The organism is Acidovorax sp. LjRoot204 (assembly GCF_056175785.1).
This window is the reverse complement of sequence record NZ_JBGFFF010000131.1, coordinates 1-12,491: the sequence shown is the minus strand read 5'-3', so window position 1 is coordinate 12,491 and position 12,491 is coordinate 1. Positions and strand designations below refer to the sequence as shown.

General features: G+C 58.4%; 13 protein-coding genes. 1 reads left to right on the top strand and 12 read right to left on the bottom strand.

Annotation, left to right across the window (positions count from 1 at the left end; all coding sequences use genetic code 11):
- The 12 genes from AC04MI_RS19100 to AC04MI_RS19045 all read right to left on the bottom strand — a co-directional run.
- The coding region (locus AC04MI_RS19100; protein ID WP_476498436.1) for a M81 family metallopeptidase at positions 1-186 on the bottom strand (186 nt) is incomplete at its 3' end.
- Between the two features lie 39 nt (positions 187-225).
- On the bottom strand, positions 226-927 hold the full coding sequence (locus AC04MI_RS19095) for an ABC transporter ATP-binding protein (protein WP_056058922.1): 702 nt from the start codon (positions 925-927) through the stop codon (positions 226-228).
- The gene (locus AC04MI_RS19090) at positions 924-1,700 is read right to left on the bottom strand and encodes an ABC transporter ATP-binding protein (RefSeq protein ID WP_476498435.1); all 777 of its coding nucleotides are present in this window, start codon (positions 1,698-1,700) and stop codon (positions 924-926) included. Before AC04MI_RS19090 ends, AC04MI_RS19095 begins: the two co-directional genes overlap by 4 nt.
- Positions 1,697-2,707, bottom strand: coding sequence for a branched-chain amino acid ABC transporter permease (locus AC04MI_RS19085; RefSeq protein ID WP_476498434.1), 1,011 nt, complete (start codon positions 2,705-2,707; stop codon positions 1,697-1,699). Before AC04MI_RS19085 ends, AC04MI_RS19090 begins: the two co-directional genes overlap by 4 nt.
- 5 nt (positions 2,708-2,712) lie before the next feature.
- Complete coding sequence (locus AC04MI_RS19080; protein WP_476498433.1) at positions 2,713-3,573, bottom strand: branched-chain amino acid ABC transporter permease; 861 nt, start codon at positions 3,571-3,573, stop codon at positions 2,713-2,715.
- Between the two features lie 119 nt (positions 3,574-3,692).
- Positions 3,693-4,898 (bottom strand): ABC transporter substrate-binding protein, encoded by a 1,206-nt coding sequence (locus AC04MI_RS19075; protein ID WP_108498876.1) that lies wholly within the window; start codon positions 4,896-4,898, stop codon positions 3,693-3,695.
- 204 nt (positions 4,899-5,102) lie between these two features.
- A complete protein-coding gene (locus AC04MI_RS19070; protein WP_121942006.1) occupies positions 5,103-5,861 on the bottom strand; it encodes a response regulator transcription factor in 759 nt (252 codons plus the stop codon).
- A gap of 38 nt (positions 5,862-5,899) precedes the next feature.
- The gene (locus tag AC04MI_RS19065; RefSeq protein WP_436077566.1) at positions 5,900-7,912 is read right to left on the bottom strand and encodes an ATP-binding protein; all 2,013 of its coding nucleotides are present in this window, start codon (positions 7,910-7,912) and stop codon (positions 5,900-5,902) included.
- A 682-nt stretch (positions 7,913-8,594) separates the two neighbouring features.
- Positions 8,595-9,572 carry an alpha/beta fold hydrolase gene (locus AC04MI_RS19060; RefSeq protein WP_476498432.1) on the bottom strand — a complete coding sequence of 326 codons (978 nt, stop codon included), beginning with the start codon at positions 9,570-9,572 and terminating at the stop codon, positions 8,595-8,597.
- A 73-nt stretch (positions 9,573-9,645) separates the two neighbouring features.
- Positions 9,646-10,263 carry a TetR/AcrR family transcriptional regulator gene (locus AC04MI_RS19055; RefSeq protein ID WP_436077564.1) on the bottom strand — a complete coding sequence of 206 codons (618 nt, stop codon included), beginning with the start codon at positions 10,261-10,263 and terminating at the stop codon, positions 9,646-9,648.
- Between the two features lie 690 nt (positions 10,264-10,953).
- Positions 10,954-11,478: a 2-thiouracil desulfurase family protein gene (locus tag AC04MI_RS19050; RefSeq protein WP_099731985.1), complete on the bottom strand. Its 525-nt coding sequence runs from the start codon at positions 11,476-11,478 to the stop codon at positions 10,954-10,956.
- Positions 11,479-11,651: 173 nt separating this feature from the next.
- Entirely contained in the window at positions 11,652-12,113 is a 462-nt protein-coding gene (locus AC04MI_RS19045; RefSeq protein WP_099729263.1) for a MarR family winged helix-turn-helix transcriptional regulator, read from the bottom strand.
- A gap of 48 nt (positions 12,114-12,161) precedes the next feature.
- Between AC04MI_RS19045 and AC04MI_RS19040 the strand changes: the two genes are divergently transcribed.
- A partial coding sequence (locus AC04MI_RS19040) for a cupin domain-containing protein (protein ID WP_476498431.1) occupies positions 12,162-12,491 on the top strand: 330 nt, incomplete at its 3' end.

The following is a 12,491-nucleotide window of genomic DNA, read 5'->3' as shown; positions in this document are numbered from 1 at the left end:
GACGGGCGTCACGCACTGCGCCCCTACCCGCTTTGCTGCATCAATGAAAGCCGCCATCGCCGTTCGCATGCCGAAGTTGGCATGGAAGGCCGCCGCGTCGTACTCCGGCGCAAACGCCTTCAAGGGCGTGGGCACTGGAGAAAAGGTATTGGTCTCGTGGTTAAGACGAGCAATCAGAAACTTCATGAAACGCCCTTCGGGATTCAATGCGGGATGGGCCAGAGCTCAGGCCAAGCCCACGCCCAGATAACGGTCTTTGACCTCTTCATCGGCAAGAAAGCTTGCGTTGTCGGCTGTGTAGACGATGCGTCCTTGTTCCAGGATGCAATGGCGGTCGGCCAGTTGCGTGCAGACCTCCAGGTTCTGCTCCACCAGCAAGATGGCAACGCCTGCGGCCTTGATGGTCTTGAGCTGGGCCACGATTTCCTCCACGATCACGGGGGCCAGCCCCTCCACGGGCTCGTCCAACATGAGCAGCTTGGGGTCGTTCATCAGCGCGCGGCCGATCGCTAGCATTTGCTGCTCGCCGCCGGAGAGCTGCCCACCGCCGTTACGCTTGCGCTCCTTGAGCCTGGGGAAAATGCGGTACACGTCGTCCAGTTGCCAGGGTGAGCTTTTTCGCAGGCCCAGCATCAGGTTCTCTTCCACGGTCAGCAGCTTGAAGATGCCCCGGTGCTCCGGTACCAGACACACCCCCTGCCGGGCGATCACATGCGAAGCCTGACCCTGCAGCGGTTTGCCGGCAAATGCCACACGGCCCTGCGTGGGAGCGACTACCCCGGCGATGCTCTTGAGTGTGGTGGTCTTGCCTGCGCCGTTGCGCCCCAGCAGGGTGACCAGTTCGCCGTTACCCACTGTGAAACACACACCCTGAAGCACATGGCTTTTGCCGTAGTGGGCATGCAGGTTGTCAACATCGAGAATCATGCCTTGCCCCCTGTGATCATGTTGCCCAAGTACGCAGTCCGCACCCTTTCGTCGCTGCGTATGTCGTGTGGCATGCCTTCGGCCAGCACGCGSCCCAGCTGCATCACSGTCACGGTGTCSGAGATRTCCATCACGATGTTCATGTTGTGCTCGATCARSACCACSGTGTGYKCRTCGCGCAGGCYSYKGATCARSCGCTTCATGTCGTCSAGGTCRTCGATGCCCATGCCCGAMGTSGGCTCRTCCAGGAARATGGCCTTGGGCCKKGCRGCCAGKGCCATGCCCACTTCCAGCCGGCGCTGCTGGCCATGCGAAAGATTGCCAGCGGGGGTGTCTGCGAGGTTCTCCAGTCCCACCTTGGAAAGAACGGCGTCAACCACCTGCGACTGCGCACGCGCCCCTACCGGCTCGTGCCAAGGATTCAGGGCGCGTGCAGGCTGTACGCCTTGTGCGCCGAGGCGCAGGTTCTCACGCACGGGCAAGCTCAAGAACAGGCTGGTCACCTGGAATGAACGCGCAATGCCTCGCTGCACCCGTCGATGGTCTGGCTCATGCGTGACATCCTGTCCATCAAAAAGAATCCGGCCTCCACTGACTGCCTTGGTGCCGGTGAGCATGTGGAACAACGTGGTCTTGCCAGCACCGTTGGGGCCAATCACCGAATGCACGGTATTCGCACGCACCTGGAGACTTACACCGCCCAGCGCTGCAAACTTGCCATAGTGCTTTTCGACATCAATAGCTTCCAACAAGATCGGGGTCTTTGGGCTCATGCCTGTTCTCCTTTCGCAGGAACTGCAGCTGCCGATGGCGCCACCACCGTGCCAGCCGACTGTTTGCGATGCCCTTGCAGCCGATTCCAGACCGTTTCACCCAGGCCCCACAGCCCGCGCTGCATCCAGAGGCTCACGGCCATCAATGCAATGCCCAGCAGCAAAAGCCAACGCGGCCACAGTTGAGACAGCCAGTCGGCCAGCAGCASRTAGAACGCYGATCCCAGCASCGAGGCAAACAGGTTGCCSGTSCCGCCRATSACYGTCATSACCAGGATCATYTCRCTGGTGTGGTACTCCGCGTTGGACAGCGGAGCCAGGCCGGTCATCATGGCATGCAGCGCCCCCGCGAGACCGGTGACAGCACCCGAGATCACAAACGCCTGCAGCTTGAGCAGCCTGAGGTTGTAGCCAATGGCAGCCGCACGCTCTTCGTTGTCTCGCACTGCCAGCAAGGTTCGCCCGAATGTCGAGCGTGACACCTTGAGCAGCAGCCAGAACACCACCAGAAAAATCAGCGAAACAAAACCATAGAACTGCCAAGGCGACGCCAACGTCCACAGGTCAAAGCCCAGGATGGACACATTGGGACGAGGGATATCCATCAACCCGTTGTCCCCCCCCGTCAAGCCGGTAGCCGTATACGCAATGAAATAGAACATCTGCGCAAAGGCCAATGTCAGCATCACAAAGTAGGTGCCACGCTGGCGAATGGCCACCCAGCCCACCACGGCCGCCCCGAGCGCTCCCATGACTGTGGCGAGCAGCAACGCAAGCGGCATGGGAACAGGCCAGCGGGTGAGTAGCAAGGCAACGGTGTAACTGCCCAGACCAAAGAAGATGCCCTGCCCGAACGATAGCAAGCCGGTGAAGCCGAGCAGCAGATTGCAACCCATGGCCGCCAGCGCAAAGATGAGTACCTCGCTAGCCAAGGAGCCCGACTGCATCAGCAACGGCATGGCCACCACCACCACTGCTGCAAACAGGAAATGCGTGTATTTCTTCATGGGGTTCACTCCTTGCGGCCCAGCAGGCCGTGGGGACGCAGTAGCAGCACCGCCGCCATGGCCACATAGATCATCAGGCGGGCCCCTTCTGGCCATAGCGTGCTCATGACGCTTTGCACAATGCCGATCATCAATCCGCCCAGTAGTGCGCCACTGAAACTGCCCAGCCCCCCCACTACCACCACAACAAAGGCTACCGCCAGGGCTTCAATGCCCATGAAGGGTTCTGCTCCACGAATGGGGGATGCGAGCACGCCGGCCAGTGCAGCGGTGGCTGCACCCAAACCAAATACCAGGCTGAAAATACGCAGCACATTGATGCCGAGCAGCGAGACCATCTCGGTCGACTCGCTGCCTGCTCGCACAGCGCTACCGAGTCGCGTGCCCTCAAGAACCCACCACAGCAGCACYGCSAGCACSGMRGTGAAGCCGATCACGAACAGSCGGTACTTSGGRTAGATGAAACTGCCCCACATCACCACTCCCTGCAGCGCGTCGGGAACCGCCACGCTGTCACCCAGTGGGCCCCATTGCAGGATCACCAGCTCCTGGACTGCGAGTGCCAGACCCACCGTCACGAGGATGTGAAACTCATGGTCCGAGGCATACACGTGGCGCAGGACCAGCTTTTCCGTGGCCCAGCCAATCGCCCCCACCACCACCGGCACCACTACCAGAGCCAACCAGAAGCTCATGCCCCATCGCGTCATCTGGTAGCAAAAATACGCTCCGATCAGGTAGAACGCCCCATGCGCGAAGTTCACGAATCGCAGCAAACCAAAAACAATGGACAGGCCCACCGCCAACAGGAAATACAGCATGCCAATGCCGATTCCATTGATAACCTGTAGAAGGTAAATGTTCATAAAGTGCTCGGCCGAACGACCACCAGCCGCACCCTGTCGGTGCCGCTGGGGTTCTCAAAAAATGGGGCGGCCACAGCGCGCGCATGGGGCTATGCCCAGCCCGGCGGACGCCGCGAGGGTCAGGCGCGCTTGCAGCCCGTCTGGTCGATGGGCAGGAACGACTTGCCCGAACTGAGTACGTCCACGTAGTCGTCCTTGTTCTTCATCTTGGACTTGGCCTTGCCCTTGAGCAGGTAGTAGTTCTTGAGCACCTGGTGGTCCGCCTTTCGCACCTCTTCCTCACCGGTCAGACCCTGGTATTTGTGGCCCTCCAGTGCGGCGATCACGGCTTTTTGCTCCACGGACCCGGCCTTGATGATTCCGTCGATCAGCAGCTTTGTGCAGATATAGGAGCCCGCCAGGCTGTAGTTGGGGTTCATCTTGAGCTTGTCATTGGTGCGTTTGACAAGATCGCGGTTGAGTTCGGAATCCACCGTGTGCCAGTACTGGGCACCAAAGTAGATGCCGTCGCACAGGTCAGCGCCCAGCGATTCGAACTGCTCCAAACCAGAGGCCCAGGCCACCAGGATCGTCATGTTCTTGTGCATACCAAAGCTCACGGCCTGGCGGAGCGTGTCGGCACATTGCGCGCCAAAGTTCAGCAGCAGCAGGACATCGGGCTTTGCGGCCAGGGCATTGGTGATGTAGCCGCTGAACTCCTTCTCGGTCAGCGAGTGGTAGCTGTTACCCACATGCTCGATCCCCTTTTCCTTGAAGATGTTCTTGGCAGCCGACAGCAGGCCATCGCCAAACACGTACTGCGGTGTGATGGTGTACCAGCGCTTGGCCTTAGGCATGGAATCGATCAGCGGGCGCACCGTCTGCTCGACGGCGCCGAAAGTGGGTACCGACCAACGGAAGGTCGCAGCATTGCAGTCCGACCCAGTGATTTCATCGGCCCCTGCCGTGGTCACAAACAGGCCGCCAGCCTTCTCGGCCTCCTTGCCCATGGCCAGGGCCTCGCCCGAAAGGATGCCGCCCGCGAAGAATCGAGCCCCTTGCTGCTGGGCTGCTTCCTGCACCTTGCGCACGGCTGTAGCGGGCTTGCCCTCTGTGTCCAGGAGTGTGTAGGCCAGCGGGCGATTGAGGGCTTTGCCATATTGCTCAATGGCCAGTCGCATCCCCATGTCGGCGAACTTTCCGTTGGCCGCAAAAGGACCGGACATCGGTACCGGACAGCCAAACTGAATGGCGCCCGGGGCCTGCGCAAAGGCGCTGCGGGTCAGGCCGATAGAGGCGGACAGCGCACTCAGTGCCGAGACTTGCAGAAGATGACGACGTTGCATGGAGGACTCCAGTGAGTAGAAGTGGGAGATCAAGAGTTGCCACCTCCATGGTGTCCAAGAAACCACCTTCCTGATCTTTCCAAATCTTTCATTTGGATTCATGCAAGCACAGGGTTAACCCAGCACGCTTTCGTTGCTGGCGCGGCCAAGCCGCGGCGCGCTCCCCGTCTGGTTTAGCGCCGCTTCAAGATGATCACGGGAGTGTCAATGCAGCCGTTGAGTGTCCTGCACGAGCTGYGCTGAGGCTGTAAAGGCGTAGCCAATCTGGTGCAGCGTCTTGACTGGCAGAGGTTCAGAAAACGCTTCCGCTGCCTTTTTGCGCAGCCTCGTGAGAAGCAAGTTGAGCCGTTCAGCCCCGTTTTGGGCACGAGCACCAAACAGGTGAGTGCTGAGGTCGCGCTTGGGCACGGGCTGACCATCCGCTCGCAGGAGTTGCTGCAAGAACATGAACTCGTGGGTCGTCAGTTGCAGACACTTGCCCTGCGGCGATGACAGTACCCAGTCCTTCATGGCCAGCACCCAGCACGCCGCCTTTGCGACAGGTATGGTCGCAGCAATCAGCGATCCTGCGGGGTCTACGGCTGTCCTGGGGGCAAGTCGGCTCGCCGTAGCGTCAATATTGGCGGCCAACTCCAGCAGGTTGACCGGCTTGACCAGGTAACGATCTGCCCCAGCACGCATTCCTGCCAGGCGATCGTCAAGTGAATCTCGGGCGCTGAGGATGATCACCCCCACCTCGGGTCTGGACTTGAGTAGCGACGCCACGCTGAGGCCATCCTCTCCGGGAAGCCCCAGGTCCAAGAGAACCACATCGACCGGCTGAACGGTGAACCCTTTGTAAAACGCCTCGGCGCTACCCGCACCCCAAACGCTATAGCCCGAGTCGAGCAAGAATTCCTCGATGCTGTGCAGTTGATCGGAGTCGTCCTCTACGATAGCAATGCTGGGCTTGGATTGGGTCATGTTGCGAATACCTCCGGCACCTGTCCGGAATGCAACATTCAGGCCACCGGTGTCACGTTCAACGGGATGTCGATCACAAAGCGAGTGCCTTGGGGTTGGACGGCCTGTAGCTGGACAGCCCCACCATGCAAGTCAACGATCCGTTTTACCAAAGCCAGCCCCAGTCCGGCACCGGGTTTGCCCTCTGCCGTACGGCCGCGGCGGTACTTCTCAAACACCAGCGTTTGCTCTTCCAGCGGAATGCCAGGGCCTTCGTCCTCAATGACAAAACGGCACTGGCCCTCTTGCTGATGCACGCTAAAAGACACCGTTGCACCCACCTCGGAATACTTGAATGCGTTCGACAGCACGTTCATGAGCATCACGCGCAACAGCACGGGGTCGCCGTTCAATGATGGCAACCCGGGTTCCACCGTCAGGTACAGCGGGTGCTCGGCAGACAGTTGGCCACCGTTTTCTGTTACCCACAGGCACAACTCTCCCACGTCAACGGGTACTGGCTCTACCGCAAAGTTGTGGCTATCAATGCGGTCCTGGGTCAGGCAGTTGTCAAAGAAGTAGCTCAATCGCGCCGAGCCCCGCAGGATGCGCTGCGCCAATGCCAGCTGCGCGGGCACATCCTTGGAGCGCAGCGCAAGCAACTGCCCGGCGGTGTTGATCACCGCCAGTGGAGAACGTACCTCATGGGACAGCATGGCGATGAAATGGCGCTGGTCGGTCAGCGTCTGCTCAATGGAGGCCACAGCACTCTCCAACTCCTGGGTGCGTTGCGCGACCATTTGCTCCAGATCTTCGGCATGCTCCTTTAAATGCCCTGCCATGTAGCCCATGGAATCCGCCAGAGACCGTAACTCGCGAATAGGGCTGGATTTCGGTGCCTGGGCATTCCAGTCGGACTGGGTCAGTCTGACTGCCCAGTCACTGAGTACCTGCAAGGGTCTCACCAACCGGCTGGCTACGAACACCGAAAACAGCACTGAAGCCAGCAAGACGGCCAGCGTGGTGTAGATTGTGTTGCGTAGCACCCCCCGCAACGGCGTGTTGAAGCGGCTCTCAGGCAGGATGATCGCCATCGTCAGCGCAGGACCGCGATCCAGCGCATGCGTCCACCAACGCGCCAGGTGGCGCACGCCGTCCACATCCATGAATCGGTTTCCCTCGCGTTGACCGCTCTGCAGGATGTGCTGCCCCAACGCACGCATCACGGGGTCGCGGCTTTGGTCGATGCGCACACGCTGCCCATCCACCAAAGCCGATACACCTGCAGACGGATCGTGCGAGGACATTGCAAGCAGTTCTCCCGAGGCCTCGGCCAGAAAGGCCCTGCCCCCGGACTCGGAGGCCAGCGCGGCCAGAAACTCGTTGAGCTGGGACAGCGCCACATCGGCGGTGACTACCCCGATCAAACTGCCATCGCGTGAGCGGACCGGAGCTGAAATCCCCATGCCAATTGCGGCGTATGCGCCTTGCGCATCGTTGATCATGTAGCGATAAGGCGCGTACCACGCGACCCCATTATTGGCAATCGCTGACTGGTACCACGGACGGGTACGTGCGTCAAAGCCCACCTCGCTGCGGGAAATCAACGTTGGCTCGCGACTCACGGCGTCGATACGCAAAACCTCCATGGCCCGGCCATCACTGATCCGTGCGCGCAGCATGCGCAAAGCGCGGTCCTCCCCCAAAGGGGGACGGCTGCCGGCGTAGTACTGACCATCAGGCATGCCCATGGATATGAAGGTCAGTTGGGGTTGCTGGTCGATCTGCAGCATGAACTGGCGCATCAACACGTCAGGTTGCTGAACCATCAGGTATCCGGCGCGCACTTGCTCGACATTGAAAGCGACTACGCGCTGCGGCACATCAAAGAAGGAGACCACCTTTTCGCGGACCCTGCCTGAGACCTCGTCAGCCAATTGCAGCGCGAACTCTTCCATGGCACCCGTAGCAGAGCGATAAAACAAACTGCTGCTGGCAAGTACCAGGGGCAGCAACACCGCCAACAGTGCAAGTGTCAGAAAAGTGCGCAGGGCAAGACGGCGAGTAAACATTGGGAGATCGAGGGTGTACAGGCGGTGCACCGCAGAGACACGCCTGCGCGCGCGGTTCGGCGCGTTGCCTTGGATTCAATCACATGTACTCAACGCGGGGCGTTGAACCTTTGTTTGTCGCCCCCATGCGACTCAACCTTACGGTGCGCCTACGCGCAGTGTCTTCGGATGCCAAGCTCAGTTCACGTACTGTAGAACCTGCCGTAGTCGTCTTCAGTCACTTGCCTGGCCGAGAACGGCAATTGCTCAGGCATTTAGATAGACCACATGGGGTCTGTTTCTTCCCTCTGTCAGTGCAGCAGTGACTCTGCCTACTGCTATCAGGAATGCCAGTTACGCAGCGGTTGCCGACACTAGAAACTAGTGCTCATCTGACTGCTAATAGGCAATAAGAAGTCATCCGGGCTACTGAGGCCTTGTTCGGAAGCTGTGTACAGGCCGTCCTCGGCGATATGGAGTACTGAATGCTGGTGCAGTGGGGCCGCGCCCGTTGCCAAAGCAGTCTTCCCTTCAATCTTTCTGAATAGCTGTTTCGTGAACAATTTTGTGTTGTTCCCCTCGGGGAAATCTAATAAAAATCTCTGAATAAACCGACCGTCATAGATGAACTAAGGTAACTGCGTCGAACGCGAATCACTCCGCGGGGCGCGGAGGCTAGGCGCCAGACGATGTAGCCTTCAACTCAATCGGCGTCGTGAACGTTGATGAACCGCAATAATGCGTCAACAAAACCTCGGGGATCTTCGTCAGGCCACATGTAATTGCGACCAGGGATCACTAAGTGCTCGGCACCCCCGATGCAGCTTTGGGCCGCTTTGCTGACGATGCTGTACATAGGTCGGCTATTGGCACCGTGTGCAACCAGAGTGGGCACTTCTAAGCTGGCCAACTGCGCACAGCTGATATGAGGAGGCGGCTCCTGCCGGAAGAGAAGTTCCGGGATAGTCCTGGCATTGTCTATTTGCAAAGCCTTGACAGCGGAAGGCTGCGAATCGAAATACCCACTCATTTGTCCTGAAGCGTCCACTAGTAGCTTAAGGGCGTTTTCTACATCTCCGCTTCCCGCAGCCAAAAAGGCAGGACCGAAGGCTGCCATAGCATCCTCTTGCGCTGCGCTTTGCTCTGCCTGATCTGAAACATATGTCGCGAAGCCGGGCTCATAGACAAACAAGCTGCGAAAAAGATCGGGCCGTCGCAGCGCAGCATCGAACGCTATGTGTGCAGCATAGGACCACGCAACCAGATGCACCGGAGCCGCAACAGCCTCAATGAAATCGATGAGATCGCGGGAGTGCGTGTTAACACCGTAGGGTGGCCAGTCTGCACTCCAAGCACCCCGTCCGTGATATCGCTGGGAATAGGCTATCGTTCGGTACTGGTCCCCGATGATCTCCCTGTGAGGCTCCCACACCCGAAGATCGGTGAGGCCACCGTGAAGGAAGAGGATCACGGATCCTTCGACCTTGTTATCGCAATACTCAAGCTTCGCTTCCCGCACTTCCACGGAAAGAACTGGGGAGGTTTCTGTGAGTTGGTCGTAAGCGGTCCTAGGTGGGGTAATCATCGATCTTCTTTCAAAATGGTAGTGGTGACGGTGTAAGTAGTTGCGGGAGCCGCTAACAATGTTGATTTCGACTTCAACTGCAGACGAAACTCCCATCAACTTTCGCCGAATAAAGAACTCACAGGAGACAAATGGGCGGCAGGGAATTCAGGACAGAATTCCGCTGATGCTACTGACCGCCCGCAGGTCCTCGCGTCAATAGCGCTTGCAAACCAGCCAGCTGGTACAGAGAGAACGCCCTGAATGCCTGCTCGATTTCTTCTCGCCCACAAGCATCTCGAAGGATGGCGACGATCACGTCCACAGTGCCAGCAAAAACATGGTTCAACACTAGGGATGGCACGTCGGCCACACCGTTCTTAACGGCTAACTCCTGAGATGCCTTCGAGAAGGAATCGATGACACTCGCTCGCACCGAGCCAAGTGGGGATACGCCATGATCACCCAGGGCGATCAATACGAAATCTTTCTCACACACTAAGAAATCCAGGAGAGCTTTCGCTTCTCCGCTTTTCTGCACCAGCTCGGACTCCCAATCAGATGAAGCTGCAAACGTATCGAGCCTAGCTTTGAGCAGATTACGCAATCGAGTTGCCTTCCGTGCCGGTGCAACCTCCGCAAACAAGGTTTCTTTGTCGGCGAAATACCGGTAGATGTTTCCCGCGGATATACCCGCTGCGAGGGCCACATCCGCAAGTCGCGTCTGTTCATAGCCGTGCGTCGAAAAGGAAGCGATCGCAGCCTCGCAGATCCGGTCAAAGACGTCCTGTTTCAGTTGCTGGGCCACGGCTCTATTTCTCGTTCAAGACTATTAATCGAAGCGCGAATCATAAGTGAATATATAATTCATTTATCGAAGAGTCAAGGAGTCCTGCGCAAGACATCGCCCAATCCAAGTCCGGGTAAGGAATCGCTATTTGCGTGGCAAAAGCAAAGCTCAGTCGGAGACTCAGCACGTTGTTTATCGGTGCTAATCGCGGTGCTGGTACCTTTAGTGGCACCACGAAGTGGAGTAGTACGAATTCGGGCTGCACGTCAAGCGCGCCTGGATCGGCGCGATAGGGCCGTACGCGCTAGTGCAGTTCCTACCGCGTCTGCAGCGCTCTGAGAGGTAAGCGTACGAAAGACTTCTCATCAACCGGATAAGCTGACACCTCGGCTTTGAGAAGCTTGGTGCCGATCCATGCGGTAGTTCGTCAGGTCGAAGCCTACCCAATAGCTCGCCAGTTGGCCGAGACCGTTGGGACATTGGACCCGTACTCGCTCGCGCAGGCGCTGAATAGGGCAGTGGCGATGTTCTGCAAGCTTCGCTACTCTTCTATGGAAATGAGACGAGAAGCTGAAAGAGTAGCCGGAGATTTCTTGGATGAAGTCGAAGGTTATCTGACTGGGGCTTAGTGGACCATTTCCGAGGTTTGGATGTATCGCGAGAGGCAACTCGGGTATCGTCCGAGCAGAGTGCTCTGAGTGCCTTTCGCTATTCACCAGGGCTGATGTGCATGGCCCGCCCAGCATCAAGCGCCCGCAAATATTCAGACGCCTCCTCCAGCTGTTCTTCGCTGAATACACGAATACCCGCGTTCTCAAGGATGGCCGCCGTGACTCCCCTGCGAGGCACCCGCGTCCCACTGAATGTGCCGTCATAGGTATGCCGGGTACCACATGATGGACTGCCCTCCTTCAGGACCGCCATGCGAACATTTTTGACTCTTGCCTGGTGCAGTGCATACCGCGCCCCAGCAGTGAACGCTGCAGTGATATCGGCTGTCTTCGAATCAATGACCCTTGCAAGTCCAGCAAGTACAGCGTCGCCTCCTGAGCCAGCAGTGATTTCGGCAGGGTTACGCGGAATAGTCAGTCCGCCGGCCAACTCAGGACATACAGAGACGACTCTCCCTTCCTTCACCCAAAGCTCCAGCAGGTTGCTGCTCGGCCGCTTATGTGTGCCGTCATAGCGGACAGGACTGCCGAGCAAGCACGAGCTGACGAGAACGAGTTCCATAATCTTCCTGTTCACCTGGTTTGAGGGCTGGCCCCTCACGCGGACGCTTGTCCGATTTCCCCATCAATAATCCGAACGCGGACTTGGAATGCGCTACGCCACTTGCGCACGACGTACAAAGATGATCGGGCCGCAATCTATTGACAGCTATGGGGTGGCTGTCTACTTAGCAACTACGCTGGGCGCGGCTGCCTTCCGCTCTGTTTGGAATGGGCGTCCACAACGGCCTCCAGAACTACGCGCGTAGCCGCTACCTGCTTCGCTCCAAGCCTCTGCGCCAACGCCTCTTCGTAACGTTGATGGAAAGACCGGGCTTGGCTTAAGGCGGCAAGACCCCTTTCCGTGAGTTCCAATCGCTTGATGCGTTTGTCGCCCTCGACTGCGCTTCGGAAGACATAGCCCTTGGCCACCATGTCGTCCACAACCTTCAGCGCCCCGGGAGAACTCATGCCCAGCTGCGAAGCCAGCTCGCTCAGGTTGCACGGTGCCTCCGCCAGGAGACGGAAGACGTAGCCAAATGAGGAGCCGATGTCGTCAAAACCGGCTGCAGCGAGATCGGCATCCAAGGCGTCCTTGAATGCGCCGAAGGCCACGTTTAGCAGTACCCCGAAGTCGAGGTGTTCAGTACTTGACATGTTTAACCATGGTTAATAAACTAAGGTTAATTATACAAAGGAACCCTCATGCCATTGCTACTCCGTGCTGAATCCCCGACCTTCGATCTCCCAGGAATCTGCTTTACGACTTTGTCTTCACCGAGCCGTGGCGCACGGGAGAACTCCGTCTGGGAGGTGACTGTCGCGCCAGGGGTCACCGGCTCACCCCATCGAGTAACCCGTGAGGAGACTTTTGTGGCGCTGCAAGGCGCGGCGGTCATTGAACTTGACGGTCTGCGTTGCGAACTGGTCGCTGGAAACGCTCTCGTTGTTGAAGCGGGACAAACGCTCGCCCTGTCTAACTCGGGGACACAAGCGTTTCGCGCATTAGCCATTCTTCCTGTGGGAGGACAGGCT

Bases quoted from the DNA above. Each gene is read 5' to 3' on its own strand.
- AC04MI_RS19045 (WP_099729263.1), bottom strand. From the start codon at position 12,113: ATGTCAAGTACTGAACACCTCGACTTCGGGGTACTGCTAAACGTGGCC.
- AC04MI_RS19065 (WP_436077566.1), bottom strand. From the start codon at position 7,912: ATGTTTACTCGCCGTCTTGCCCTGCGCACTTTTCTGACACTTGCACTG.
- AC04MI_RS19060 (WP_476498432.1), bottom strand. From the start codon at position 9,572: ATGGGAGTTTCGTCTGCAGTTGAAGTCGAAATCAACATTGTTAGCGGC.
- AC04MI_RS19075 (WP_108498876.1), bottom strand. From the start codon at position 4,898: ATGCAACGTCGTCATCTTCTGCAAGTCTCGGCACTGAGTGCGCTGTCC.
- AC04MI_RS19050 (WP_099731985.1), bottom strand. From the start codon at position 11,478: ATGGAACTCGTTCTCGTCAGCTCGTGCTTGCTCGGCAGTCCTGTCCGC.
- AC04MI_RS19095 (WP_056058922.1), bottom strand. From the start codon at position 927: ATGATTCTCGATGTTGACAACCTGCATGCCCACTACGGCAAAAGCCAT.